We start from the raw sequence: 25,777 nt of genomic DNA, 5'->3' as shown, positions 1-25,777 counted from the left end.
ACGAGCGTGAACCTGCTGCTCGCGGAGGTGGCCCAGGCCACCCAGCGGCTGGCCGACGCCGGCGTGCCCTCGCCGCGCACCGACGCGGAGGAGCTCGCCGCGTTCGTGCACGGCGTGAAGCGGGGCGAGTTGCACTCCGTGAAGGACGCCGACTTCGACGCCCGCTACTGGGAGGTCGTCGCGCGCCGGGAACAGCGCGAACCGCTCCAGCACATCACCGGCCGCGCCTTCTTCCGGTACCTGGAACTCCAGGTCGGACCCGGGGTGTTCGTGCCCCGCCCGGAGACGGAGTCGGTCGTCGGCTGGGCGATAGACGCCGTACGCGCCATGGACGTGGTCGAGCCGTGCATCGTCGACCTGTGCACCGGCTCCGGCGCCATCGCGCTCGCCCTCGCCCAGGAGGTGCCCCGCTCCCGGGTGCACGCCGTGGAGCTGAGCGAGGACGCCCTGGTGTGGACCCGCAAGAACATGGAGGGCTCCCGCGTCGACCTGCGCCAGGGCGACGCGCTGACCGCCTTCCCCGACCTCGACGGCCAGGTCGACCTGGTCATCTCCAACCCGCCGTACATCCCGCTCACCGAGTGGGAGTACGTCGCCCCGGAGGCGAGGGACTACGACCCGGAGATGGCCCTGTTCTCCGGCGAGGACGGCCTCGACCTCATCCGCGGCCTGGAACGCACCGCGCACCGGCTGCTGCGCCCCGGCGGTGTCGTCGTGATCGAGCACGCCGACACCCAGGGCGGCCAGGTGCCGTGGATCTTCACCGAGGAACGCGGGTGGGCCGACGCGGCCGACCACCCCGACCTCAACAACCGCCCCCGGTTCGCCACGGCCCGCAAGGCACTGCCGTGAGCACCACCCCCCATCTCTCCCTGAAGCACGTGTACGAGGAGGCTCGCTGATATGGCACGGCGATACGACACCAACGACGCGACCGACCGCGTGACGGGTCTGCGTGAGGCCGCGTCCGCCGTCCGCCGTGGCGAGCTGGTGGTCCTCCCGACCGACACGGTGTACGGCATCGGCGCCGACGCGTTCTCCAAGGAAGCCGTCGGTGACCTGCTGGAGGCCAAGGGCCGGGGCCGCAACATGCCCACCCCCGTGCTCATCGGCTCCCCGAACACCCTGCACGGGCTCGTCACGGACTTCTCCGAGCTGGCCTGGGAGCTGGTCGACGCGTTCTGGCCGGGCGCGCTCACGCTGGTCGCCAAGCACCAGCCGTCGCTCCAGTGGGACCTGGGCGACACCCGCGGCACGGTCGCCGTGCGGATGCCGCTGCATCCGGTCGCCATCGAGCTGCTGACCGAGGTCGGCCCCATGGCGGTGTCGTCGGCGAACCTCACGGGGCACCCGGCGCCGGAGAACTGCGACGAGGCGCAGGCGATGCTCGGCGACTCCGTCTCCGTCTACCTGGACGGCGGCCCGACCCCCGGCAACGTGCCGTCCTCCATCGTCGACGTCACCCGCGAGGTGCCGCTGCTGCTGCGCCAGGGCGCGCTGTCGGCGGACGAGTTGCGGAAGGTCGTACCCGACCTCGAGGTGGCGAATTGACACCCCCCGAAGCGGGGCGTGGCATAGGCAGCGGGGAAGAGACGACGACCTTCGGATTCCCGAGGGACACCTTCCGCATCCTCCACGTCAGCACCGGCAATGTGTGCCGCTCGCCGATCACCGAGCGGCTGACCCGGCACTTCGTGTCGCAGCGGCTCGGCGTGCTGGGCGGCGGGCTGATCGTGGAGAGCGCCGGCACCTGGGGCCACGAGGGCGCGCCCATGGAGGCCAACGCGGAGACCGTGCTGGCCGACTTCGGCGCGGACGCCTCCGGCTTCGTCGGCCGTGAGCTGCTGGACGAGCACGTCATCAAGGCCGACCTCGTCCTCACCGCCACCCGCGACCACCGCGCCCAGGTCATCTCCATGGGCCACTCCGCGGGCCTGCGCACCTTCACCCTCAAGGAGTTCACCCGCCTGGTGAAGGCGATAGACCCCGCCACCCTCCCCCCGCTGGAGGACGGCGTGGTCATGCGCGCCCGCGCCCTGGTCCGCGCCGCCGCCGCCCTGCGCGGCTGGCTCCTGGCGCCGACCGCGGAGGCGGACGAGGTCTACGACCCGTACGGCGCGCCCCTGACGTTCTTCCGCTCGGTGGGCGACGAGATACACCAGGCACTGGACCCGGTGGTGACGGCGCTGACGGGGGTTCCCGCCCGCACCTGATCCCGGGCGGGCCGAGCGGTGCGAGAGACGCGTCGGGAATGGGCCCAGGCCACCCTCCCCCGGGCCGGCGGACGGTTGGTCCAGGCACTTGACCCGGGGCACCCGCACGGACCTGATCGCGGGGCGGGGTGGGCGGGGTGGGCCTACATTGGTCGTACGTCAGCGTCGACGACCGGAGCCCACCATGACGGTCATCCCTGCCCCAGAGACCGACGTCCTGCGCGCACAGGACCCTGAGCTGGCCGAGGTGCTGCTCGGGGAACTGGACCGGCAGTCGACGACGCTCCAGCTGATCGCCGCGGAGAACTTCACCTCGCCCGCCGTGCTCGCGGCGCTCGGCTCGCCGCTCGCCAACAAGTACGCGGAGGGGTATCCGGGCACCCGGTACCACGGTGGGTGCGAGATCGTCGATGTCGCCGAGCGGATCGCCGTCGACCGGGCGAAGGCGCTGTTCGGGGCCGAGCACGCCAATGTGCAGGCCCACTCGGGGTCCTCCGCCGTGCTCGCCGCGTACGCCGCGCTGCTGCGCCCCGGCGACACCGTGCTCGCCCTCGGACTGCCGTACGGCGGCCATCTCACGCACGGCTCGCCCGCCAACTTCTCCGGCCGCTGGTTCGACTTCGTCGGCTACGGCGTCGACGGCGAGACGGGGCTCGTCGACTACGAGCAGGTGCGGGCCCTGGCCCGCAGCCACCGGCCCAAGGCGATCGTGTGCGGGTCCATCGCCTACCCGCGCCACCTCGACTACGCCCTCTTCCGCGAGATCGCCGACGAGGCCGGCGCCTATCTCATCGCCGACGCCGCGCATCCGATCGGCCTGGTCGCCGGGGGAGCGGCGCCGAATCCGGTGCCGTACGCCGATGTCGTGTGCGCCACCACCCACAAGGTGCTGCGCGGTCCGCGCGGCGGGATGATCCTGTGCGGAAGCGAACTGGCCGAGCGGATCGACCGGGCCGTCTTCCCGTTCACCCAGGGCGGCGCCCAGATGCACACCATCGCCGCGAAGGCCGTCGCGTTCGGCGAGGCGGCCACACCGGCGTTCACCGCGTACGCCCATCAGGTGGTCGTCAACGCGAGGGTTCTCGCGGACGCGCTGGCCGCCCAGGGACTGGTGGTCACCACCGGCGGCACGGACACCCACCTGATCACCGCCGACCCGTCCCCGCTCGGCGTCGACGGCCGTACAGCCCGCGGTCTGCTCGCCGCCGCCGGGATGATCCTGGACTGCTGCGCCCTGCCCCACGGCGACGTCCGCGGCCTGCGCCTGGGCACGGCCGCCGTGACCACACAGGGCATGCGGGAGGGGGAGATGGCTCACGTCGGCGCCCTGATGGCCACCGCGCTGCGCGAGCCCGCGCGGGCCAAGGCGGTGCGTGAAGAAGTGCGGGAGCTGGCGGGCCGATTTCCGCCGTATCCGCGCTGAGCGGGGGTAGGCGCACTTCCGTGCACAGCCGGCCGTGCAACCATCGTCGCTACCCGTAAGTCCCCACACATATGCGTGCCTCGCTAGGGTGTGGGGCTGAGATGGCCAGCGAGACCTGTGGGGAAGCCCGTGCGTGAATACCTGCTGACGCTCTGCATCACGGCCGCGGTGACGTATCTGCTGACAGGGCCGGTACGGAAGTTCGCGATCGTGGCGGGAGCGATGCCGGAGATCCGGGCCCGGGACGTGCACCGGGAACCGACTCCGCGGCTCGGCGGTATCGCGATGTTCTTCGGACTGTGCGCCGGCCTGCTGGTCGCCGACCACCTGACCAATCTCAACCAGGTCTTCGAGAAGTCCAACGAACCCCGCGCGCTGCTCTCCGGCGCCGCCCTGATCTGGCTGATCGGCGTCCTGGACGACAAGTTCGAGATCGACGCCCTGATCAAGCTGGGCGGCCAGATGATCGCCGCGGGCGTGATGGTCATGCAGGGTCTGACGATCTTGTGGCTGCCGGTGCCGGGCGTCGGCACGGTCGCGCTCACCCAGTGGCAGGGCACGCTCCTGACCGTCGCCCTGGTCGTCATCACCATCAACGCGGTCAACTTCGTCGACGGGCTCGACGGCCTCGCGGCCGGCATGGTCTGCATCGCCTCCGCCGCGTTCTTCATGTACGCCTACCGGATCTGGTACTCGTACGGCATCGAGGCCGCCGCCCCCGCCTCCCTGTTCGCGGCGATCCTGATGGGCATGTGCCTGGGCTTCCTGCCGCACAACATGCACCCCGCGCGGATCTTCATGGGCGACTCGGGCTCGATGCTGATCGGCCTGGTGCTGGCGGCCGGCGCGATCTCCGTCACCGGGCAGGTCGACCCCGACGTGATGAACCTGTTCTCCGGTTCCGAGCGCAACACCGTGCACCAGACGGTCCCGGTCTACATCCCGCTGCTGCTGCCGCTGACCATCATCGCCATCCCGGCCGCCGACCTGATCCTGGCGATCGTGCGCCGCACCTGGCGCGGCCAGTCGCCGTTCGCCGCGGACCGCGGGCATCTGCACCACCGGCTGCTGGAGATCGGCCACTCGCACAGCCGCGCGGTGCTGATCATGTACTTCTGGTCGGCGCTGATCGCGTTCGGCGCCCTGGCGTACTCCGTGAACAGTGCGTCCATGTGGATTGTGCTGGGCGTCGTGGTACTGAGCGCGATCGGCCTGGTGCTGCTGTTGCTGCCGCGCTTCACCCCGCGCGCCCCCGTCTGGGCCGAGCGCTTCGTGCCGCCGCGCTACCGGCGCCGCAGGGTGGTCGTCGCCTCCTCGCAGACGCTCGCGGACGGGCCCGCCGAGCAGGAACCGCGGACGCCCGTGGCCGCCGGGGTGTCCGGTGTCAACGGCGCGACGGCCGTCGGCCCCCGATCGCGGCTCTCAAGGTAAGAATCTGACTAGAGCATTGCCAACTCATGGGGGAACGAACCGCCCCAATACCAGACAAGTGGGCGCGGTTTTTGCACAGACGCGCAGGGTCACTCTCATGTGTGACAGCCGGCACACCCAGCAGGTAAAGACCTCATCAAATAGTTTGTGATACCGTTCACGAGAACCCCCGGACAGAGCCGAAGGACCGTAGTGCGACGGTCTCTTCGCGTGAGGTTCTCACTCACCCCGGGGCTACGCTCGTCCATGACGACACCCCTGCCCCCTGTGAAAAGCGGAGTTGCCGCCATGCCGTCCAACGACGTCCGGAACCTTGTGCAGTGTGCCGTGCCCACGGCCGCTGCCGGTGTGGTCGCCGTCGCCGTCAGCGGTGGGGTGGCCGGCGGCAAGGGTGCGCTGGGAGCCGCCGTCGGAGCGGTGCTGGCGATCCTGTTCATGGGGATCGGTCTCTACGTCCTGCAGTGGACGGCAAAAACGCTGCCGCAGCTTTTCCAGGCCATGGGGCTGATGCTTTATGTCGCTCAGCTCCTCCTGCTCCTGATCTTCGTCGCCCTCTTCAAGGACACCTCTCTCTTCAACGCCAAGGCGTTCGCGATCTCCCTCGTCGTCGCCACCGTCGTGTGGATGGCGGCGCAGGCCCGCGCGCACATGAAGGCCAAGATCTTCTATGTCGATCCCGACTCCGCGAAGAGTGAGAAGCCCGAGAAGACGGGGCCGCCGTCGTGAGGAGTAGGGGCGGGATAAAGAGCGGTGAGAACTCCTGCTATCGTCCGGTGCCAACTGCGGCATCGCGGGCGCGGGCATCTGAGCTGACGCCTGTTCGATCGCGAGGCTCGATGCCCCTCAGCCGCCCCCACATCCGTAACACCAGTCCGGTGCCGATCCGCGGCTGCGCGCCGCGCCGACACAACGAGGTTGCCGAACCCATGCGTCACGTCGAAGGAGCCCGCGGTGAGTGCTGACCAGACCCAGCTCGCCTCATTCAGCTGGGATTGCCGCATCCTGTCCGACGGATGTGGTTTTCCGGCCCCTGGCCTGCACTCGTTCCTCTTCAAGCCGATCGCCACGGTCGGCGGGTTCGAGTTCAACAAGGTGATGCTGCTGGCGCTCATCACCACCGTCCTGGTCGTCGCCTTCTTCTGGGCCGCCTTCGGCAAGGCCAAGGTCGTCCCGGGCAAGCTCCAGATGATCGGCGAGGCCGGCTACGACTTCGTGCGCCGCGGCATCGTCTACGAGACCCTCGGCAAGCGTGAGGGCGAGAAGTACGTCCCGCTCATGGTCTCGCTGTTCTTCTTCATCTGGATCATGAACATCTGGTCCGTGATCCCGCTCGCGCAGTTCCCGGTGTCGTCGATCATCGCCTACCCGGTGGTGCTCGCCGCGATCGTCTACATCACCTGGGTCGCGCTGACCTTCAAGCGGCACGGTTTCGTCGGCTTCTTCAAGAACGTCACCGGCTACGACAAGTCGCTGGGCGGGGTTCTGCCGCTGGTCATGGTCATCGAGTTCTTCTCGAACCTCCTGGTCCGGCCGTTCACGCACGCGGTGCGACTGTTCGCCAACATGTTCGCCGGCCACCTCATGCTCGTCATGTTCACCGTCGCCTCGTGGTACCTGCTCAACAGCTGGATGATCCCGGCGGCCGGTGTCTCCTTCGTCATGACCGTCGTCATGATCCTCTTCGAGCTCTTCGTGCAGGCCGTCCAGGCGTACGTGTTCGTGCTGCTGGCCTGCTCCTACATTCAGGGCGCTCTGGCCGAGCACCACTGAGACCACCCGCCCCGCAAGCCCCAAACCGTCCGGTGGCCAACCCCCGCCGGTCCGTGAAAGAGAAGGAAGAATCAGCATGGCTGCCACTGAGACCCTCGCCGCTGTCACCGGTTCGCTCGGCTCCATCGGCTACGGCCTCGCCGCCATCGGCCCCGGCATCGGCGTCGGCATCATCTTCGGTAACGGCACCCAGGCCCTGGCCCGTCAGCCCGAGGCGGCCGGCCTGATCCGCGCCAACCAGATCCTCGGCTTCGCCTTCTGTGAGGCGCTCGCCCTCATCGGCATCGTTATGCCGTTCGTGTTCGGTCGCTAGTCCTTAGCCACCTGACACACTTCGACGAAAGGCACTGATGTGATCGCCAACCTGGTACAGCTGGCGGCCGAGGAGGAGCAGAGCCCGCTCGTTCCTCCGGGTCCCGAGCTGCTCGTCGGCACCATCGCCTTCGCCATCGTGTTCTTCTTCTTCTGGAAGAAGCTGCTTCCGAACATCAACAAGGTTCTGGAGGAGCGCCGCGCGGCGATCGAAGGCGGTATCGAAGAGGCCGAGGCCATGAAGGTCGAGGCCCAGAGCGTCCTTGAGCAGTACAAGGCCCAGCTCGCCGAGGCCCGGCACGAGGCCGCGCGTCTGCGCCAGGAGGCGCAGGAGCAGGGTGCCGCGCTCATCGCCGAGATGCGGGCCGAGGGCCAGCGGCAGCGTGAGGAGATCATCGCCGCCGGTCACGCCCAGATCGAGGCCGACCGCAAGGCCGCCTCGTCCGCGCTGCGGCAGGACGTCGGCAAGCTGGCCACCGAACTGGCCGGCAAGCTCGTCGGCGAGTCCCTGGAGGACCACGCCCGCCAGAGCCGTGTGATCGACCGCTTCCTCGACGAGCTTGAGGAGAAGGCCGAGGCAGCGCGATGAACGGAGCGAGCCGCGAGGCACTGGCAGCCGCACGTGAGCGTCTCGACGCGCTGACGGACTCGACGGCCGTCGACGCGGCGAAGCTCGCCGACGAGCTGGCCGCCGTCACCGCGCTGCTCCACCGCGAGGTGTCGCTGCGTCGGGTCCTCACCGACCCGGCGCAGGCCGGTGAGGCCAAGGCCGAGCTGGTCCAGCGTCTGCTCGGCGGGCAGGTCGGCGGCGAGGCCGTGGACCTGGTGGCCGGGATGGTGCGCTCCCGCTGGTCGCAGACCCGCGACCTGGTGGACGCGCTGGAGCAGCTGGCGAACACCGCCGACTTCACCGCCGCCCAGCGGGCGGGCACGCTCGACGACGTCGAGGACGAGCTGTTCCGGTTCGGCCGGATCATCGCCTCCTCCACCGAGCTGCGCGCCGCGCTGACCGACCGCGCCGCGTCCAAGGCGGCCAAGAGCGAGCTGCTGCGCAGCCTGCTCGGCGGCCGGGCCAAGGCGACCACCGAGCGTCTGGTCACGCGCCTTGTGACCGCGCCGCGGGGACGTAGCCTGGAAGCGGGACTCGAGTCCCTGTCCAAGCTCGCCGCCGAACGGCGGGACCGCATGGTCGCCACCGTCACCTCGGCGGTACCGCTGAGCGACGCGCAGAAGCAGCGCCTGGGCGCCGCCCTCGCGAAGCTCTACGGCCGTCGGATGCACCTCAACCTCGACGTGGACCCCGAGGTCCTCGGCGGGATCCGGGTGCAGGTCGGCGGCGAGGTCATCAACGGTTCCATCGTGGACCGGCTCGAGGACGCCACTCGCCGCATGGCGAGCTGACCGCACCGCGGATTTCGAGAAAAGCAGTACGCAACTTACGGCCCTGGTTGGGCCGTGCAGAGGATTCACCTCCTATTGGGGGGTGTCCCCATCCCCCCAAAGTGAAACTTCGGGCCCAACAAGGAGAGCAGGGAACCCAGATGGCGGAGCTCACGATCCGGCCGGAGGAGATCCGGGACGCGCTGGAGAACTTCGTCCAGGCGTACAAGCCGGACGCGGCCTCGCGCGAGGAGGTCGGCACGGTCACCTTTGCCGGCGACGGCATCGCGAAGGTCGAGGGCCTGCCCTCGGCCATGGCCAGCGAGCTGCTGAAGTTCGAGGACGGCACCCTCGGCCTCGCCCTCAACCTCGAGGAGCGCGAGATCGGTGCCATCGTCCTCGGCGAGTTCAGCGGCGTCGAGGAGGGTCAGCCGGTGCGGCGCACCGGCGAGGTGCTGTCCGTCGCGGTCGGCGAGGGCTACCTCGGCCGCGTGGTCGACCCCCTCGGCAACCCGATCGACGGCCTCGGCGAGATCGAGACCGACGCTCGTCGTGCCCTCGAGCTGCAGGCCCCCACGGTCATGCAGCGCAAGTCGGTGCACGAGCCGATGGAGACCGGCTACAAGGCCGTCGACGCGATGACCCCGATCGGCCGTGGTCAGCGTCAGCTGATCATCGGCGACCGCCAGACCGGCAAGACCGCCCTGGCCGTCGACACGATCATCAACCAGCGCGACAACTGGCGCTCGGGCGACCCGAAGAAGCAGGTCCGCTGCATCTACGTCGCCATCGGCCAGAAGGGCTCCACCATCGCCGGCGTCCGCCGCGCGCTGGAGGAGAACGGCGCCCTGGAGTACACGACCATCGTCGCCTCCCCGGCGTCCGACCCGGCCGGCTTCAAGTACCTGGCGCCGTACACCGGCTCGGCCATCGGCCAGCACTGGATGTACCAGGGCAAGCACGTCCTGATCATCTTCGACGACCTGTCCAAGCAGGCCGACGCCTACCGCGCCGTGTCCCTGCTGCTGCGCCGTCCGCCGGGCCGTGAGGCCTACCCGGGTGACGTCTTCTACCTGCACTCCCGTCTGCTGGAGCGCTGCGCGAAGCTCTCCGACGACATGGGCGCCGGTTCGATGACGGGTCTGCCGATCGTCGAGACCAAGGCCAACGACGTCTCGGCGTTCATCCCGACCAACGTCATCTCCATCACCGACGGCCAGTGCTTCCTGGAGTCGGACCTGTTCAACGCCGGTCAGCGCCCCGCGCTGAACGTCGGTATCTCCGTCTCCCGAGTCGGTGGTTCCGCGCAGCACAAGGCGATGAAGCAGGTCTCCGGCCGCCTCCGTGTGGACCTCGCCCAGTTCCGTGAGCTGGAGGCGTTCGCCGCCTTCGGTTCCGACCTGGACGCGGCCTCGAAGGCCCAGCTGGAGCGCGGTCAGCGCATGGTCGAGCTGCTGAAGCAGGACCAGTACCAGCCGATGGCCACCGAGGACCAGGTCGTCTCCGTCTGGGCCGGCACCACCGGCAAGATGGACGACGTGCCGGTCGCCGACATCCGTCGCTTCGAGCGGGAGATGCTCGAGTACCTGCACCGCAAGGAGCAGGGCCTCATGACCTCCATCCGCGAGGGCGGCAAGATGTCCGACGACACCCTGCAGGCCGTCGCGGACGCCATCGTGGAGTTCAAGAAGCAGTTCGAGACCTCCGACGGCAAGCTGCTCGGCGAGGAAGCTTCGGCCGCTCCGAAGGCGACCAGCGCCTCCAAGTGACGTAAGGAAGGGACCTGACTCATGGGAGCCCAGCTCCGGGTCTACAAGCGTCGCATCCGATCCGTCACCGCGACCAAGAAGATCACGAAGGCGATGGAGATGATCGCCGCCTCGCGCGTCGTCAAGGCGCAGCGCAAGGTGGCGGCCTCCACGCCGTACGCGAAGGAACTGACCCGCGCGGTCACGGCGGTCGCCACCGGCTCGAACACCCGGCACCCGCTGACCACGGAGGCGGAGAACCCGACCCGTGCCGCGGTCCTGCTCCTGACGAGCGACCGCGGTCTGGCCGGCGCCTTCAACGCCAACGCCATCAAGGCGGCGGAGCAGCTGACCGAGCGGCTCGAGCGTGAGGGCAAGGAGGTCGTCGTCTTCATCGTCGGCCGCCGCGGTGTCGCCCACTACAACTTCCGCGAGCGCACGATCGCGGAGTCGTTCACGGGCTTCACCGACGACCCCTCGTACGCGGACGCCAAGAAGGTGGCGGCGCCGCTGATCGAGGCGATCGAGCGGGAGACGGCGGACGGCGGCGTGGACGAGCTGCACCTCGTCTACACCGAGTTCGTGTCGATGATGACGCAGACGGCCGTCGAGTCCCGGCTGCTGCCGCTGAGCCTCGAAGAGGTCTCGGAAGAGGCGAAGCCCAAGGGCGAGCTGCTTCCGCTGTACGACTTCGAGCCCTCGGCGGAGGACGTCCTCGACGCCCTGCTGCCGCGCTACGTGGAGAGCCGTATCTACAACGCGCTGCTCCAGTCGGCCGCTTCGAAGCACGCCGCCACGCGGCGCGCGATGAAGTCGGCCACCGACAACGCCGGAGAGCTCATCGAGACGCTCACCCGGCTTGCCAACCAGGCCCGCCAGGCCGAAATCACCCAGGAAATCAGCGAGATCGTCGGTGGCGCCAGCGCTCTCGCCGACGCGACCGCGGGGAGTGACTACTAAATGACCACCACTGTTGAGACCGCGACGGCTACGGGCCGCGTCGCCCGGGTCATCGGCCCGGTCGTCGACGTGGAGTTCCCCGTCGACGCGATCCCGGACATGTACCAGGCCCTCCACGTCGAGGTCGCCGACCCGGCCCAGGCCGGCGCGAAGAAGACGCTGACCCTGGAGGTCGCCCAGCACCTGGGTGACGGCCTGGTCCGCACGATCTCGATGCAGCCCACCGACGGTCTGGTCCGCCAGGCCACGGTGGTCGACACCGGTGCCCCCATCTCCGTGCCGGTCGGTGACTTCACCAAGGGCAAGGTGTTCAACACCATCGGTGAGGTCCTCAACTCCGACGAGGCCTACGAGGGCGAGCGCTGGCCGATCCACCGCAAGGCGCCGAACTTCGACCAGCTCGAGTCCAAGACCGAGATGTTCGAGACCGGCATCAAGGTCATCGACCTGCTGACCCCGTACGTCAAGGGCGGCAAGATCGGTCTGTTCGGTGGCGCCGGCGTCGGCAAGACCGTGCTGATCCAGGAAATGATCTACCGCGTCGCCAACAACCACGACGGTGTGTCGGTGTTCGCGGGCGTCGGTGAGCGCACCCGTGAGGGCAACGACCTCATCGACGAGATGAGCGAGTCGGGCGTCATCGACAAGACCGCGCTGGTCTTCGGTCAGATGGACGAGCCGCCGGGCACCCGTCTGCGCGTGGCCCTGGCCGGTCTGACGATGGCGGAGTACTTCCGCGACGTCCAGAAGCAGGACGTGCTGTTCTTCATCGACAACATCTTCCGCTTCACCCAGGCCGGTTCCGAGGTGTCGACCCTGCTCGGCCGTATGCCCTCCGCGGTGGGCTACCAGCCGAACCTGGCCGACGAGATGGGCATCCTCCAGGAGCGCATCACCTCGACCCGCGGTCACTCGATCACCTCGATGCAGGCGATCTACGTCCCCGCGGACGACCTGACCGACCCGGCCCCGGCCACCACCTTCGCCCACCTCGACGCGACGACGGTTCTGTCCCGTCCGATCTCCGAGAAGGGCATCTACCCGGCCGTGGACCCGCTGGACTCCACGTCCCGCATCCTCGACCCGCGGTACATCTCGGCGGACCACTACAACGCCGCGATGCGCGTGAAGAACATCCTGCAGAAGTACAAGGACCTGCAGGACATCATCGCGATCCTCGGTATCGACGAGCTCGGCGAGGAGGACAAGCTCGTCGTCCACCGTGCCCGTCGCGTGGAGCGCTTCCTGTCCCAGAACACCCACGTCGCCAAGCAGTTCACCGGCGTCGAGGGTTCGGACGTGCCGCTGGACGAGTCGATCGCCGCGTTCAACGCGATCTGCGACGGCGAGTACGACCACTTCCCGGAGCAGGCGTTCTTCATGTGCGGTGGTCTCGAGGACCTGAAGAAGAACGCGAAGGAGCTGGGCGTCTCCTGACCCCAGTGCTTGTGTGACGCGTGAGGGGGCGGGCTCGTCCCGCCCCCTCTGTCACGCCCATTAGACTTGTACCTAACACCCGGCAGGAGAGCCGGGTGGTGACCCGAGGAGCCAACCTTGGCTGCTGAGCTGCACGTCGCGCTGGTCGCGGCCGACCGAGAGGTCTGGTCCGGCGAGGCCACCCTGGTCGTCGCGCGCACCACGTCCGGCGACATCGGCGTCATGCCCGGTCACCAGCCGCTGCTCGGTGTGCTGGAGTCGGGCCCGGTGACCATCCGTAAGAGTGATGGTGGAACGGTCGTCGCCGCTGTGCACGGCGGTTTCATCTCGTTCGCGGACAACAAGCTGTCCCTGCTGGCCGAGATCGCCGAGCTGTCGGACGAGATCGACGTCCAGCGTGCCCAGCAGGAGCTGGAGCGCGCGAAGGCGGAGGGCGACGAAGCCGCCCAGCGCCGCGCGGACGTCCGACTGCGTGCGGCGGCGGCGCGCTGACCCCGAGGGTCGCTCCCGGGCCGTCTAGGCTCTGGGGGAGCGCCGAGTAGTGACGTCACTCAGCCGCGGCCGGCACCGGAGCAATCCGGAGCCGGCCGCGGCTGAGGCAGATATAGAGGTTTTTTCCGTTCCGTTACCTAGGAGACGAGGAGGTCGGTGCCGATGGTCCTCGCTCTGACTGTGTGCGGAATCGTCGTCGCCGTCGTGGTGCTGGGGTTGTTCGTCTTCGGACTGCGCCGCAGGCTCATCCAGCGCTCCGGTGGCACTTTCGACTGCTCGCTGCGCTGGGACGTCCCCGAGCAGGGCGACACCAGCGGCAAGGGCTGGGCCTATGGCGTGGCCCGTTACAACGGGGACCGCGTCGAGTGGTTCCGGGTCTTCTCCTACGCCGTCCGCCCACGCCGGGTGCTGGAGCGCTCCTCGATCGAGGTGCTGGGCCGCCGGCTGCCCGAGGGGGAGGAGGAGCTGGCGCTGCTGTCCGACGCGGTGGTGCTGGCCTGTACGCACCGGGGCACGCGGCTGGAGCTGGCCATGAGCGAAGACGCGCTGACCGGTTTCCTCGCGTGGCTTGAGGCAGCCCCGCCCGGACAGCGGGTGAACGTGGCGTAGCCTCGTTCACCCTCCTCCGGACGACGTACGGGGAAGGGCGAACGAGGCTTGGGACTCGCCAGTTGTTACTTCAGGCCGTTGCTGATCGCGGAGACCAGCTCACCGTTGCCGGTGTCGCCGCTGAACTCCCAGAAGAAGGCGCCGCCGAGGCCCTGGTTCTTGGCCCAGGTCATCTTCGTGCCGATGGTGGCCGGGGTGTCGTAGGACCACCAGTTGGTGCCGCAGTGCGCGTACGCGGTGCCGGCGATGGTGCCGGTGGCCGGGCAGGCGGTCTTGAGCACCTTGTAGTCCTCGATGCCCGCCTCGTAGGTGCCGGTCGCGGCGCCGGTGGCGGTGCCGCCGGGGGCGGACTGGGTGACGCCGGTCCAGCCGCGGCCGTAGAAGCCGATGCCGAGCAGCAGCTTGCTCGCCGGGACTCCCTTGGCCTTGAGCTTGGCGATGGCGTCGGCCGAGTTGAAGCCGGCCTTCGGGATGCCCGGGTACGAGGTGAGCGGGGAGTGCGGGGCCGTGGGGCCGGTCTTGTCCCAGGCGCCGAAGTAGTCGTACGTCATCACGTTGTACCAGTCGAGGTACTGCGCGGCGCCGCCGTAGTCGGCCGCGTCGATCTTGCCGCCGTCCGAGCCGTCCGCGGTGATGGCGGCGGTGACCAGGTAGTTCGGGCCGAACTCGGCGCGCAGCGCCTGCATGAGGTTCTTGAATGCGGCAGGTCCCGAGGTGTCGCAGGTCAGGCCGCAGGCGTTCGGGTACTCCCAGTCGATGTCGATGCCGTCGAAGACGTCGGCCCAGCGCGGGTCCTCGACCACGGCCTTGCAGGACTTGGCGAAGGCGGTGGCGTTCTGCGCGGCCTGGCCGAAGCCGCCGGAGTAGGTCCAGCCGCCGAACGACCACAGCACCTTGATGTGCGGGTACTTGGCCTTCAGCTGGCGCAGCTGGTTGAAGTTGCCGCGCAGCGGCTGGTCCCAGGTGTCGGCGACGCCGCTGACGGACTGGTCGGCGGTGTAGGCCTTGTCGGTGGCGGCGTAGGCGTCGTCGAGGACGCACTGGCCGTTCTTGACGTTGCCGAACGCGTAGTTGATGTGGGTGATCTTCGCGGCGGAGCCGGAGGTCACCAGGTTCTTGACGTGGTAGTTGCGGCCGTAGACGCCCCACTCGGTGAAGTAGCCGAGGTTGACCTTGCTGCCGGGCTGCGGGCCGGGGTCGGTGGAGCCGCCGGTGGTGCGGACCGCGACCGAGCCGCTGACCGGGCCGGTCTGGTCGGCGGTGTCGCGGGCCTGGACGGTGTACGAGTAGTCGGTGCCGGCGGTGAGGCCGGTGTCCGTGTAGCTCGTTCCGGTGACGGTGGCGACCTTGGTGCCGCCGCGCAGCACGTCGTAGTTCTTGACGCCCTTGTCGTCGGTGGCCGCCTTCCAGGTCAGCTTCACCGAGGTGTTGGTGATCTCGGAGGCCGTCGGGGTACCGGGGGCGCTCGGCGGGTTGTCGCCGGGGACGCTCGGACCGCCGTCACAACTGCCGCCGTTGAGCTTGCAGTTGGCGGGAGAGCCGGTGCCGGTGCCGTTGAAGCCGAACGAGACGGAGGCGCCGGGGGCGAGGGTGCCGTTCCACGCCTTGTTCTTGGCGGTCCAGTGGTTGCCGGAGGACGTGATGTCGGCGTCCCAGCCGGAGGTGACGGAGGTGCCGGAGGGGAAGTCCCACTCGACGGTCCAGGAGCTGATGGTGGTGGTGCCGGTGTTCTTCACCGTCCACTTGCCCTCGAAGCCGCTGCCCCAGTCCGAGGACTTGACGTAGGTGGCGGTGGCCGAGGTGGCTTCGGCGGCGGCCTGGGCGGGGCTGGACAGCCCGGTCAGTCCGGCGAAGGGGAGCAACAGGGTCGCGAACCCCGCCGCGGCTCTGTGTCTGAAGCGCATGCTGCGCCTCCTTTGTGGGGATGTCGGGGGCGGGCGTGACTGAGCCTTCACGCCCACGGTGCCGCGAGAATAGAAAGGTCTGGACCATAGGTCAATAGGTCTGGACCACTACTCCGGCCGCCCGCCGACGACCACCGTCACATCCCCAACTCCTGCGCCAGTACGGCCGCTTGCACCCGGCTGCGCAGCTCCAGCTTCCCCAGCAACCGGCTGACGTGGGTCTTCACCGTCGCCTCCGCCATGTCGAGCCGCCCCGCGATCTCCGCGTTGGACAGCCCCTCACCGAGACACGACAGCACCTCGCGCTCCCGCCGGGTCAGCTGCTCCAGCACCGCCGGATCGGCCTTCGGCTCGCGCGCCGCCCCGGCCGCGAACTCGGCGATGAGCCGCCGCGTCACCGCCGGCGCGATCAGCCCCTCCCCGCGCGCCACGGTCCGCACCGCCGCCAGCAGATCCTTCGCGTCGGTGTTCTTCAGCAGGAACCCGGCCGCGCCCGCGCGCAGCGCCCCGAAGACGTACTCGTCGAGGTCGAAGGTGGTCAGCACCAGCACGTCCGCGAGCTGCTCGGCGACCACCTGACGGGTCGCCGACACCCCGTCGAGGCGCGGCATCTGTACGTCCATCAACACCAGGTCGGGCCGCAGCTCCCGGGCCAGCGCCACCGCCTGCTCGCCGTCCGCCGCCTCGCCGACCACCTCGATGTCGGGGGCGCTGCCCAGGATGAGCACCAGTCCGGCGCGGACGGCGGACTGGTCCTCGGCGACGAGGACGCGGATCATGCGGGGGCTCCTTCGGCGGGCGGGGTCACGGTATGTCTCCTTCGGCGGGCGGGGTCACGGCGGTCACGGCAGGTCGCCTTCGGTGGTCGGCAGGGTCGCGCGGACGGCCCAGATCTTGCCGTCCGGGGTGTCCTCGGGCCCGGCCTCCAGCGTGCCGTGCAGCAGCGTGGCACGCTCCCGCATCCCGATCAGACCGGCCCCCGAGCCGGGCGCGCGGGGCGCGTCCCGGTCGCCGTACGGACTGGTCACGGCGATGGTGAGGGAGCCGTCGAACTGCGCCAGCCGCACGGTGACCCGGCCGGGCCCGGCGTGCTTGAGGGCGTTGGTCAGGGACTCCTGCACGATCCTGTAGGCGGCCAGTTCCACCGGCGCGGGCACGCGGTCGTACGCGGCGTCCAGGGTGACGTCCAGGCCGTTGGCGCGGGCCGTGCCGACCAGCGCGCCGAGGCCGTCCAGGGTGGGCGCGGCGGCCGGTTCGGTCTCGGCGCCCGCGTCCCGCAGGATGCCGATCAGACGGCGCATCTCGGCCAGGCCCATGACGCTGTTCTCCCGGATGACCCCGAGGGCCCGCCGGGTGGTGGCCGGGTCGTCGAGGGAGAGCGCGGCGGTGGAGTGGATGGCGATCGCCGAGAGATGGTTGGCGACCATGTCGTGCAGCTCGCGCGCCATCCTCGCGCGCTCGGCGCCGACCGCCTGCACGCGGTCCATCTCGGCGAGCAGGGCGGTCTGTTCGGCGTGCAGCCGGGCGGCCTCGGCGGCGTCGCGGTGGTTGCGGACGATCAGTCCGGTGGAGGCGGGCGCGAACGACATGATGCCGACGGCCACCCCGATCAGCAGCGCCTCCGGCACCCGCCACACCGCGAACGGCACCACCGTCGCGGCCACCGACAGCAGTCCGGTGACCCAGGGGATACGGCGGGCCGCGGCGGGGGTGCCGTACAGCACGGCCGCGTACATCACGTCCGTGAACATCACCAGCGTGACCAGGTTGCCCTGGGTGACGGTGTCGGCGACCAGCGCGGCCGTGGCGACCGGCAGGGCGACACGCGGGGCGGCCCGCCGCATCAGCTCGCAGCAGGCCGTCACCGCCAGCGGCACCAGGATCGGCCAGGCGCCCGGGAAGAGCACGATCGGCTCTCCCTTCGGCCGGGTGGCCAGGCCGAAGCCCCACAGCAGCAGCCCGCCGAGCAGCCCGGCGAGCGCGGCATACGCGTCGAAGCGGTGCGGGCGGGGGAGTCGCGCAGCGGGCATGGTCCCATCCAACACGGCGCGTGCCGCGCTCGCCTGATTCCCGGGAAGGGTCCCCGACTGCATCTTTCGATGTACCGCGAGTTCGTCACCGCCGACGACGAGCCGCGCCGCTTTCGCCGGGAGCCTGGAAGGGTGACCGAAGGGAGCACGTCGTGATCGTCGCGTTGATCATCGCCTGCGAGGTGGGCTTCTGGGTGCTGCTCGCGCTCGGCCTCGCCGCCCGCTACCTGCTGAAGTGGCGCCGCACCAGTGTGGTGCTGCTGCTGTGCGAGCCGGTCCTGGAACTGGTGCTGTTCGCGGCGACGGCCATCGACCTGAAGAACGGCGCCGAGCCGGGCTGGGAGCACGGCCTCGCGGCGCTGTACATCGGCTACACCGTGGCCTACGGCCACTACACCATCCGCTGGCTCGACGGCCACGCCGCGCACCGCCTGGGCGGGGCGCCGAAACCCGTCGGCGCCCCCCGCTACGGCCTGCCCCGCGCCCGCCACGAGGCGCGCCTCTGGCTGCGCACGCTGCTCGCCGCGGCCGTCGCCTGCGGCCTGCTCCAGGGCGCGGTCTGGTACGTCGGCGACGACGGCGACATCTCGTCCCTGCGCGCCTTCCAGTGGGCGGCGCTGCGGGCCGCCGGCATCCACGGGCTGGTCGCGCTGGCCTACTTCATCTGGCCGAAGAAGGCCCCCGCCGGGGCGGCCGAGGAGAGCGGGCCGGCGCTCACCAAGGAGGAAATCCGCTGACGCTCCAGGCGTGTCGGAACCCGCTCGCCCGGTGCGGGGGCCGCGCCTAGCGCTCCCCGCCCGGCACCCACAGCACGTCCCCGACGTTCTTGTTGGCCGTACGGGCGAGGATGAACAGCAGGTCCGACAGGCGGTTCAGGTAGGTCGCGGTGAGCGGGTTCATCGTCTCGCCATGCGCCTCCAGCGCCGCCCAGGTGGAGCGCTCGGCCCGGCGGACGACCGTGCAGGCCTGGTGGAGGAGGGCCGCGCCCGGGGTGCCGCCGGGGAGGATGAAGGAGCGCAGCTTCTCCAGCCGCTCGTTGAAGCGGTCGCAGTCCGCCTCCAGCCGGTCGACGTAGAACTGCTCGACCCGCAGCGGCGGGTACTCGGGGTTCTCCACGACCGGCGTCGACAGGTCCGCGCCCACGTCGAACAGGTCGTTCTGCACGCGGGTGAGGACCTTGACGATCTCCTCCTCCAGGTTCCCCAGCGCGATCGCCGTGCCGATCACCGCGTTGGCCTCGTTCGCGTCGGCGTACGCCGCGATCCGCAGGTCGGTCTTGGCGACCCGGCTCATGTCGCCGAGGGCGGTGGTGCCCTGGTCGCCGGTCCGGGTGTAGATGCGTGTCAGGTTGACCATGCGGCCAGCGTAGTGACGCCTACGCCCCGGCGGTACGGAAGACCCGTGTGCCCACCGTCACGGAGAGCACGGTCATGGCGACGGCCACCAGGACGCCGTACAGCATGTGTGTGGTCGCGTACCGCCCGACGTAGGCGTCGCGCATCGCGTCCACGAGGTAGCGGAACGGCACGCAGTGCGAGAGCGCGTCCAGCCAGGCCGGTCCGAGGCTCATCGGCAGCATCAGGCCCGACAGCAGCATCGAGGGCATGCTGACGGCGTTGATCAGCGGCCCGAACTCCCCGGGGCTGCGCACCTTCATCGCCAGCGCGTACGACAGCGAGGCGAGCGAGACGGTCAGCAGGGCGACGAAGCCGAAGCCGATCAGCACGCCGGCCAGCGGCGCCCGCAACCCCATCACCAGCGCGGCCAGCACCAGCAGCACCGCCTGGAAGAGGAACACGGCGGCGTCCCGCAGCACCCGGCCCAGCAGCAGCGCCAGCCGGCTGACCGGCGTCACCCGCATCCGCTCGACGACGCCCTGGCCGTTCTCAACGATGATCATGAACCCGGCGAACAGGGCGCCGAACAGCCCGAGCTGCAGCAGCAGCCCGGGCACCAGCACCTGCCAGGAGCTGCCCGCGCCGCCGAGCGGCAGCCCGGTCAGCAGCGGGCCGAAGAAGAGCAGATGGAGCAGCGGCATCAGCACGCCGAAGAGCAGGGCGAAGCGGGAGCGCAGCGTCTGGCGGGCGTAGCGACCGAAGATCAGCGCGGTGTCGTGCAACAGCATCCGGGGGCTCCTAGACGGCTTCTACGGAGACGGGGGTGGCGTCGGCCGGGGCGGCGGTGCGGCCGGTGACCGCGAGGAAGGTGTCCTGGAGGGTGGCGTCGAGCGAGCCGCCGTAGCGCAGCTTCAGGGCGCTCGGGGTGCCCTCGGCCGCCACCACGCCCCGGTCGACGATCACCAGGCGGTCGGAGAGGGCGTCGGCCTCGTCGAGGTAGTGGGTGGTCAGGAACACGGTCGTGCCGTGCTCGTCGCGCAGCCGGCGGACCAGGTCCCACAGGCCGGCGCGGCTGCCGGGGTCGAGTCCGGTCGTCGGCTCGTCGAGGAAGAGGACCCGCGGGCGGTGGGTGAGCGCCATCGCGATGTCCAGGCGGCGGCGCTGACCGCCGGAGAGCGCGGCGGCCTTGCGGTCCAGCAGCCCGGTGAGGTCCAGCTCCCGCGCCAGCTCCTCGGCGCGCTCCCGCGCCTGAGCCTTGGTCAGCCGGTACAGCCGCCCCTGGGTCACCAGCTCCTCGCGCACCGAGATCTGCCCGTCGACGCCGCCCGACTGGGCGACGTACCCGCACGCCCGGCGCACCCCGACGGGGTCGGTCGCCAGATCGTGGCCCGCGACGGTGGCCGCGCCGCCGGTCGGCTTCAGCAGGGTGGTCAGCATCCGCAGGGTGGTGGTCTTGCCCGCCCCGTTCGGGCCGAGGAAGCCGAGGATCTCGCCCGGCCGGACCGCGAGGTCGATACCGCGGACGGCCTCCACGGGGCCGTGTTTCGTCTGGAAGGTCCGGGCCAGTCCGGCCGCGCTGATGATTGCCATGACCCCAGAAAAACAGAGCCACTGAAATTTTGCAATGACCCCAAGTTTTCATCGGCCCCAGCGAAGGCGGCTAGCATGCGGGCATGGCCGAGGGACTCAGGGAACGGAAGAAGCGGCAGACCCGGCAGTACATCTCCGATGTCGCCACGGGCCTGTTCATCGAGCGCGGCTTCGACGCCGTCACCGTCGCGGAGATCGCCGACGCCGCGAACGTCTCCGTCAACACCGTCTACAACTACTTCCCGGCCAAGGAGGACCTGTTCCTCGACCGCTCCAAGGGTGTCGTCGACCGGCTCTCGCGCTGGGTGCGCGGCCGTGGTGACGGCGAGTCCGCCGCCCGGGCCGTACTGCGTGAACTGCGCGAGGAGGTCGAGTCGGTCTCACCCCGGATGGGGCTCATGGACGGCTATGCCCGGTTCATGACGGTGATTCATGACTCGCCCGCCCTGCGCTCCCGGCTCTGGGCGATCGGCCAGGAGGTCGTCGACAACCTGGAGCGCACCCTGCGCGAGGAGACCGGCGCCGCCGACGACGACCCCATGCCCACCCTGATCGCCGGTCAGGTCAACTGGCTGCACCAGACCGTGATGGCCGAGATCGGGCGCCGCATGATGGCCGGCGGCAGACCCGCCGAGGTGTCACGCGAGGTGCTCCTGCTGCTCGACGAGATGGAGGAGCTGTTGAGCGAGAAGGTGCTCAACTACGCCGTACGAGGCGCCGCGTGACCCCTGCCGGTGTGATGTCCGTCATCTGAGACGTGACGCGCATTACTTACCGGTCACACGGCCCCTCACGAGCGCTAGTGTCCGCCCGAGAGGAACAAGGACAGCGCGTATCAGGGGAGTCGCACAGTGGCACGGAAGCTCGCCGTCATCGGGGCCGGTCTCATGGGGTCCGGCATCGCCCAGGTCTCCGCCCAGGCGGGCTGGGACGTCGTCCTGCGCGACGTCACCGACGAGGCGCTGAAGCGCGGCACCGACGGCATCAAGGCCTCGTACGACAAGTTCGTCGCCAAGGGCAAGCTGGAAGCGGACGCCGCCGAGGCCGCCCTCGGCCGGATCACCGCCACCACCGACCTGGACGCCGTCGCCGACGCGGACGTCGTCGTCGAGGCCGTCTTCGAGAAGCTCGAGGTCAAGCACGAGATCTTCCGTGCCCTCGACAAGCTGACGAAGGACGAGGCGATCCTCGCCTCCAACACCTCCGCCATCCCGATCACCAAGATCGCCGCCGTCACCGAGCGGCCCGAGCGCGTCGTCGGCACCCACTTCTTCTCGCCGGTCCCGATGATGCAGCTGTGCGAGCTGGTCCGCGGCTACAAGACCAGCGACGAGACCCTCGCCACCGCGCGGGAGTTCGCCGAGTCCGTCGGCAAGACCTGCATCGTCGTCAACCGCGACGTGGCCGGCTTCGTCACCACCCGGCTCATCTCGGCGCTCGTCGTCGAGGCCACCAAGCTCTACGAGTCGGGCGTCGCCACCGCCGAGGACATCGACCTCGCCTGCAAGCTGGGCTTCGGCCACGCCATGGGCCCGCTCGCCACCGCGGACCTCACCGGCGTCGACATCCTGCTGCACGCCACCGGCAACATCTACACCGAGACCCAGGACGAGAAGTTCGCCCCGCCGGAGCTGATGCGCCGGATGGTTGACGCCGGTGACATCGGGCGCAAGAGCGGGCAGGGCTTCTACAAGCACTGAGACAGCACCCGCCCCAGGATCATCACACCTAGGGGTGAATTCGGTATCGGTTCGCTTACAAGCAGCAACCACACCGCCGCCGAAGCAGTCAGACGGTGCAAGCCACCGGCCATGTCCGACGTTGCACGGCCACCGTCATGTCATGGAGTACGTCACCCAACGCACGGGGAGCGCATATGCACATCAGGGGCGACCACGCCGAGGTGGTCGTCGAGGGCCGCCTCGACGTCCGCACCGCGGCGGACGCCCGTGCGGCTTTGCACTCGGCCGTCGACGGCGGAGTCGGCGACATCGTCCTCGATCTGTCCGCACTGGACTCCTGGGACGCCACCGGGCTGGGCGTCATCATGGGCGCCCACCGGCGGGCCGGCCGCTGCGGCCGCCGGCTGGTGCTGCGCGGCGTACCGCCGCAGATGCAGCGCCTGCTGGTGGCCACCCGGCTGCACCGGATCCTGGCGATCGAGGGCGGCATCGGCGTGGAGTCCCTGCCGCGCGTGTGAGGCATGGGAACGGCCGGCGGGGGAACACCGGCACGGGGACCCCGGCGGGGGAACACCGGCACGGGGACCCCGGCGGGGGGACCCGGTGGGCGAACACCGGCGCGGCGGCGCCGGCAGGAGTACGGTGCGGAGCCGGACGTTCCGGTCCCGAAACGTACGTCGCGCCCAATCCTTCCGAGAGCGTGACGTCTCGGACTGCGCGGTACCCCGGGCTGTCATGGATACTGAGCGAAGGTTTAAGGTTCGGTCGCCCGCTGTCCGATCCACCCTCGAGCGGGCCCGGACCAGAAGCGACAGCGCGGTGTGCGACACGGCCGGGAGGGGCCGGCCGCACTCGACGCTTTTGGGGGGCTTGAACCTATGGACCCGAACAACCTGGGACCCGAGGACCACGGCCATGACGACGGCCACGCGCCGCGCCAGCGCCCGCCCAGGGACCCCCTCACACCGGACTTCGGCCAGCACGCACCGGCGCTCGCCCGCACGGTCCAGCTCGTCTCCGGCGACTTCCTGCTCACCGTCAACCCCGTCGACGGCAGCGAGATCGAACTCTGCCCGCCGGCCGAACGGCCCGGCCGGCCCGCCAAGCTGACCGCGGCCGAACGCGCCGAGGCGGCCCGCGCGGCCCGCCCGCCGGCGCCGCCCGGCCCCGCCCTGCCCGAACTGCCGCTGCTCGGCCGCCAGGAGGAACGCGAACGCCTCGTCCGCCTCCTCGCCCGCGGCCGTTCCGTACGCCTCACCGGCCCCGGCGGCTCCGGCCGCAGCCGCCTCCTCGAGACCGTCGCCGAGGACTGCGCGGACCTCGCCCCCGACGGCGTGATCCGCCTCAGCGGCTTCCACCGCACCGCCGGCGAGCTGCTGTACGACCTCTTCTACGCCGTCCACGGCGCCCCCCTGCACCGGCCGGAACGGGACGAACTCCTCGAAGCGGTGCGGCAGATCGGTGCCGTCGTCGTCCTCGACGACATCGAGTTCGGCGGCGCCGCCCTCGACGAGCTGCTGGACGCCACCCCCGAGTGCGCCTTCCTCATCGCCGCCACCCCCGACGTGCCCGCGCCCTCCGCCGACTCCGCCCTCGAAGAGGTCTTCCTCGGCGGCCTCGACCGCGCCGGCGGCCTGGAACTCCTGCGGCACGCCGTCGGCCGCACCCTCACCGAGGACGAGGCCAACTGGGCCGGCGACCTCTGGTTCGAGTCCGAGGGCCTGCCCCTGAGGTTCGTCCAGGCCGGCGCCCTGCTCCGGCAGCGCGACCGGCTGCGCAACGGCGCGGACGCCTTCGACGAGTTCGGCGTCTTCCAGGAACCCCCCGCCGATGTCCCGCTCGCCGCCGACGTCCGCGACGAGATACCCCTGCCGTCCCTCGCCGAGGGCGCCGCGCCCGCCGCCCTGCTCGCCTCCCGGCTGAGCGAGTCGGCGCGCGCCACGCTGCGGTTCGCCGTCGCCCTCGGCGGCGAGGTCCCGCACCAGGCGCATCTGCCCGCCCTGGTCGGCGACACCCACGCCGACGCCGCCCTCGGCGAACTCCTCGGCTGCGCCCTGGTCACCCCGGTCGGCCCCCGCTACCGGCTCGCCGCCGGAGTGCGCACCCAGCTGGAGGCCGCCGGATACGCCGACGGCGTCCAGGACGCCGCTCTCACCGCCGCCCGGCACTACGCCTGGTGGGCCGGGCACCCCTCGGTCACCCCCGAACGGGTCTGCGCCGAGGCCGACGCCCTGCTCGCCGCGCTCGACGTCGTCGTCCCGGTCACCACCCCGCCCGGCGAGGACGAGGAGAGCCCCGCCGTGCAGCTGGCCCGCACCGCGGCCCCCGCGTTCGCCGCCGGCCTCCACTGGAGCGCCTGGGAGCGCAGCCTGCGCGCCGGAGCCAAGGCCTCCCGGCTCGCCGGAGAGGTCGCCGAGCAGGCCTACTTCCACCATGAGCTCGGCATCCTCGCGCTGTGCGAGGGCCGCCTCGACCGGGCCCGCGCCGAACTGGAGGCCTCCATCGGCCTGCGCGGCGCCCTCGCCGACAAGCGTGGCACCGTCGCCGGCCGCCGCGCGCTGGCCCTCGTCGACGACCGCTCGGGCAACACCCCCGGCGTCGGCCTGGTGACCGCGGCGCCGGTGCTCGGCGCCCCCGCCGGCGACGAGGTGCCCGCCGCCCGCCACGAGGAGTCCGCCTCGCCGCCCGGCGGTGTCCCGTCGGCCCCGACGCCGTTCCCGCAGCTGCCCCGCCCCGCCGACACGCTCGTCACCCACCACCCCGGCCCGGGCGGTACGGCCTCCCGCAAGGCCCGCGGCGGGCTGCGCGGCCTCGCCCGGCGCAACCTGGTCGCGGCTGGCGCGGGCGCGCTGCTCGTGGCGGTGCTCGGCACGGTGGTGACGCTCGGCGCCACCTCCAGCAACGACGCCGACAGCCCCTCCGACCAGGTCGGCGTCAACCCGTCGGCCAGCCAGGGCACCGGCGACGACAGCCTGGGCGCGGACGAGGCGGACCGCGACGGCGACGGCGCCCCGGACACCGGCAGCGCGACCAGCCGCCCGACCGATCCGGGCCCCGACGGCACCTTCGGCACCTCCGACGACCCGACGCCGACGGACTCGGCCACCGGCTCGGAGTCCGGGGAGCCGTCCGACGACCCGAGCGGCGGCGACCCGAGCGGGGACCCGTCGGACCCGACGACCAAGCCGCCGTCCTCGACGACGAAGCCGCCGTCGACGACCAGGCCGCCGACGTCGTCGTCCCCCAGGCCGACGGACACCCCCACACAGACGCCGACCACCACCCCGACGACTCCGACGGAGTCGCCGACCAGCGCTCCCACGGACCCCCCGTCCACCTCCAACTCCGCGAGCGCCCCGGCCGAGACCACCAGCTCCGCCAGCGCCCCGCAGAGCAGCGACGCGGGCACCCCCAGCAGCGCCGAGTCGGTGATCTGAGGCCCGGACGGCACGAAAGAGG

At 70.6% G+C, this 25,777-nt stretch carries 26 protein-coding genes; 20 read left to right on the top strand and 6 right to left on the bottom strand.

Features of this window, described 5'->3' with window-relative positions; translation table 11 throughout:
* Window positions 1-6 precede the first annotated feature (6 nt).
* From prmC to ACIG0D_RS13150, 15 genes are all read left to right on the top strand, one after another.
* The gene (gene prmC, locus ACIG0D_RS13220) at window positions 7-852 is read left to right on the top strand and encodes a peptide chain release factor N(5)-glutamine methyltransferase (protein WP_166002300.1); all 846 of its coding nucleotides are present in this window, start codon (window positions 7-9) and stop codon (window positions 850-852) included.
* Window positions 853-903: 51 nt separating this feature from the next.
* On the top strand, window positions 904-1,551 hold the full coding sequence (locus ACIG0D_RS13215; protein ID WP_365758084.1) for an L-threonylcarbamoyladenylate synthase: 648 nt from the start codon (window positions 904-906) through the stop codon (window positions 1,549-1,551).
* On the top strand, window positions 1,548-2,213 hold the full coding sequence (locus tag ACIG0D_RS13210; protein WP_365758086.1) for a protein-tyrosine-phosphatase: 666 nt from the start codon (window positions 1,548-1,550) through the stop codon (window positions 2,211-2,213). The genes ACIG0D_RS13215 and ACIG0D_RS13210 overlap by 4 nt, the downstream gene beginning before the upstream one ends.
* Before the next feature lie 184 nt (window positions 2,214-2,397).
* A complete protein-coding gene (gene glyA / locus ACIG0D_RS13205; protein WP_399799482.1) occupies window positions 2,398-3,636 on the top strand; it encodes a serine hydroxymethyltransferase in 1,239 nt (412 codons plus the stop codon).
* Window positions 3,637-3,765: 129 nt separating this feature from the next.
* Window positions 3,766-5,067: an MraY family glycosyltransferase gene (locus ACIG0D_RS13200; protein WP_399799479.1), complete on the top strand. Its 1,302-nt coding sequence runs from the start codon at window positions 3,766-3,768 to the stop codon at window positions 5,065-5,067.
* 288 nt (window positions 5,068-5,355) lie between these two features.
* Entirely contained in the window at window positions 5,356-5,793 is a 438-nt protein-coding gene (locus ACIG0D_RS13195) for a hypothetical protein (RefSeq protein ID WP_365758093.1), read from the top strand.
* A 225-nt stretch (window positions 5,794-6,018) separates the two neighbouring features.
* Window positions 6,019-6,837, top strand: coding sequence for a F0F1 ATP synthase subunit A (gene atpB, locus ACIG0D_RS13190; RefSeq protein ID WP_365758095.1), 819 nt, complete (start codon window positions 6,019-6,021; stop codon window positions 6,835-6,837).
* A 76-nt stretch (window positions 6,838-6,913) separates the two neighbouring features.
* A complete protein-coding gene (gene atpE, locus ACIG0D_RS13185; RefSeq protein WP_171118085.1) occupies window positions 6,914-7,150 on the top strand; it encodes an ATP synthase F0 subunit C in 237 nt (78 codons plus the stop codon).
* A gap of 39 nt (window positions 7,151-7,189) precedes the next feature.
* Window positions 7,190-7,738: a F0F1 ATP synthase subunit B gene (locus ACIG0D_RS13180; protein WP_365758097.1), complete on the top strand. Its 549-nt coding sequence runs from the start codon at window positions 7,190-7,192 to the stop codon at window positions 7,736-7,738.
* Complete coding sequence (locus ACIG0D_RS13175; RefSeq protein WP_399799474.1) at window positions 7,735-8,550, top strand: F0F1 ATP synthase subunit delta; 816 nt, start codon at window positions 7,735-7,737, stop codon at window positions 8,548-8,550. Before ACIG0D_RS13180 ends, ACIG0D_RS13175 begins: the two co-directional genes overlap by 4 nt.
* Before the next feature lie 140 nt (window positions 8,551-8,690).
* Window positions 8,691-10,298 (top strand): F0F1 ATP synthase subunit alpha, encoded by a 1,608-nt coding sequence (gene atpA, locus ACIG0D_RS13170; protein ID WP_399799471.1) that lies wholly within the window; start codon window positions 8,691-8,693, stop codon window positions 10,296-10,298.
* A gap of 21 nt (window positions 10,299-10,319) precedes the next feature.
* Window positions 10,320-11,237 carry a F0F1 ATP synthase subunit gamma gene (locus ACIG0D_RS13165; protein WP_399799469.1) on the top strand — a complete coding sequence of 306 codons (918 nt, stop codon included), beginning with the start codon at window positions 10,320-10,322 and terminating at the stop codon, window positions 11,235-11,237.
* Window positions 11,238-12,674, top strand: a complete 1,437-nt coding sequence (atpD, locus tag ACIG0D_RS13160; protein WP_399799466.1) for a F0F1 ATP synthase subunit beta — start codon at window positions 11,238-11,240, stop codon at window positions 12,672-12,674. It begins immediately after the preceding gene.
* A gap of 117 nt (window positions 12,675-12,791) precedes the next feature.
* Window positions 12,792-13,166 carry a F0F1 ATP synthase subunit epsilon gene (locus ACIG0D_RS13155; protein WP_043504149.1) on the top strand — a complete coding sequence of 125 codons (375 nt, stop codon included), beginning with the start codon at window positions 12,792-12,794 and terminating at the stop codon, window positions 13,164-13,166.
* 162 nt (window positions 13,167-13,328) lie between these two features.
* Window positions 13,329-13,775 (top strand): DUF2550 domain-containing protein, encoded by a 447-nt coding sequence (locus tag ACIG0D_RS13150; protein ID WP_399799463.1) that lies wholly within the window; start codon window positions 13,329-13,331, stop codon window positions 13,773-13,775.
* Between the two features lie 65 nt (window positions 13,776-13,840).
* On the opposite strand, the gene ACIG0D_RS13145 is transcribed toward ACIG0D_RS13150, so the two are convergent.
* From ACIG0D_RS13145 to ACIG0D_RS13135, 3 genes are all read right to left on the bottom strand, one after another.
* Window positions 13,841-15,679, bottom strand: coding sequence for a glycosyl hydrolase family 18 protein (locus ACIG0D_RS13145; protein ID WP_399799461.1), 1,839 nt, complete (start codon window positions 15,677-15,679; stop codon window positions 13,841-13,843).
* Between the two features lie 137 nt (window positions 15,680-15,816).
* The gene (locus ACIG0D_RS13140; protein WP_399799459.1) at window positions 15,817-16,458 is read right to left on the bottom strand and encodes a response regulator; all 642 of its coding nucleotides are present in this window, start codon (window positions 16,456-16,458) and stop codon (window positions 15,817-15,819) included.
* A 63-nt stretch (window positions 16,459-16,521) separates the two neighbouring features.
* A complete protein-coding gene (locus ACIG0D_RS13135) occupies window positions 16,522-17,709 on the bottom strand; it encodes a sensor histidine kinase (RefSeq protein WP_399799456.1) in 1,188 nt (395 codons plus the stop codon).
* A 152-nt stretch (window positions 17,710-17,861) separates the two neighbouring features.
* Here ACIG0D_RS13135 and ACIG0D_RS13130 point away from each other — a divergent pair, with 152 nt between their 5' ends.
* A complete protein-coding gene (locus tag ACIG0D_RS13130) occupies window positions 17,862-18,446 on the top strand; it encodes a hypothetical protein (protein WP_399799454.1) in 585 nt (194 codons plus the stop codon).
* Between the two features lie 46 nt (window positions 18,447-18,492).
* Here ACIG0D_RS13130 and ACIG0D_RS13125 read toward each other — a convergent pair whose 3' ends face one another.
* From ACIG0D_RS13125 to ACIG0D_RS13115, 3 genes are read right to left on the bottom strand one after another with little or no spacing between them, the layout of a single operon-like run.
* Complete coding sequence (locus tag ACIG0D_RS13125; protein ID WP_399799452.1) at window positions 18,493-19,065, bottom strand: cob(I)yrinic acid a,c-diamide adenosyltransferase; 573 nt, start codon at window positions 19,063-19,065, stop codon at window positions 18,493-18,495.
* A gap of 19 nt (window positions 19,066-19,084) precedes the next feature.
* On the bottom strand, window positions 19,085-19,834 hold the full coding sequence (locus tag ACIG0D_RS13120; RefSeq protein WP_399799449.1) for an ABC transporter permease: 750 nt from the start codon (window positions 19,832-19,834) through the stop codon (window positions 19,085-19,087).
* Between the two features lie 10 nt (window positions 19,835-19,844).
* Entirely contained in the window at window positions 19,845-20,636 is a 792-nt protein-coding gene (locus ACIG0D_RS13115; protein ID WP_399799447.1) for an ABC transporter ATP-binding protein, read from the bottom strand.
* 83 nt (window positions 20,637-20,719) lie between these two features.
* Here ACIG0D_RS13115 and ACIG0D_RS13110 point away from each other — a divergent pair, with 83 nt between their 5' ends.
* The 4 genes from ACIG0D_RS13110 (at window position 20,720) to ACIG0D_RS13095 (ending at window position 25,755) form a co-directional block, all read left to right on the top strand.
* Window positions 20,720-21,361: a TetR/AcrR family transcriptional regulator gene (locus ACIG0D_RS13110; RefSeq protein WP_399799445.1), complete on the top strand. Its 642-nt coding sequence runs from the start codon at window positions 20,720-20,722 to the stop codon at window positions 21,359-21,361.
* A gap of 126 nt (window positions 21,362-21,487) precedes the next feature.
* Window positions 21,488-22,336 (top strand): 3-hydroxyacyl-CoA dehydrogenase family protein, encoded by an 849-nt coding sequence (locus tag ACIG0D_RS13105; protein WP_399799442.1) that lies wholly within the window; start codon window positions 21,488-21,490, stop codon window positions 22,334-22,336.
* A 176-nt stretch (window positions 22,337-22,512) separates the two neighbouring features.
* A complete protein-coding gene (locus ACIG0D_RS13100) occupies window positions 22,513-22,836 on the top strand; it encodes an STAS domain-containing protein (RefSeq protein ID WP_365758127.1) in 324 nt (107 codons plus the stop codon).
* 360 nt (window positions 22,837-23,196) lie between these two features.
* Window positions 23,197-25,755 (top strand): ATP-binding protein, encoded by a 2,559-nt coding sequence (locus tag ACIG0D_RS13095; RefSeq protein WP_399799439.1) that lies wholly within the window; start codon window positions 23,197-23,199, stop codon window positions 25,753-25,755.
* Window positions 25,756-25,777: the final 22 nt, after the last annotated feature.

Source organism: Streptomyces sp. NPDC052773 (assembly GCF_044547145.1).
Classification (GTDB): domain Bacteria; phylum Actinomycetota; class Actinomycetes; order Streptomycetales; family Streptomycetaceae; genus Streptomyces.
This window is presented reverse-complemented; position numbering and strand designations above follow the sequence as displayed.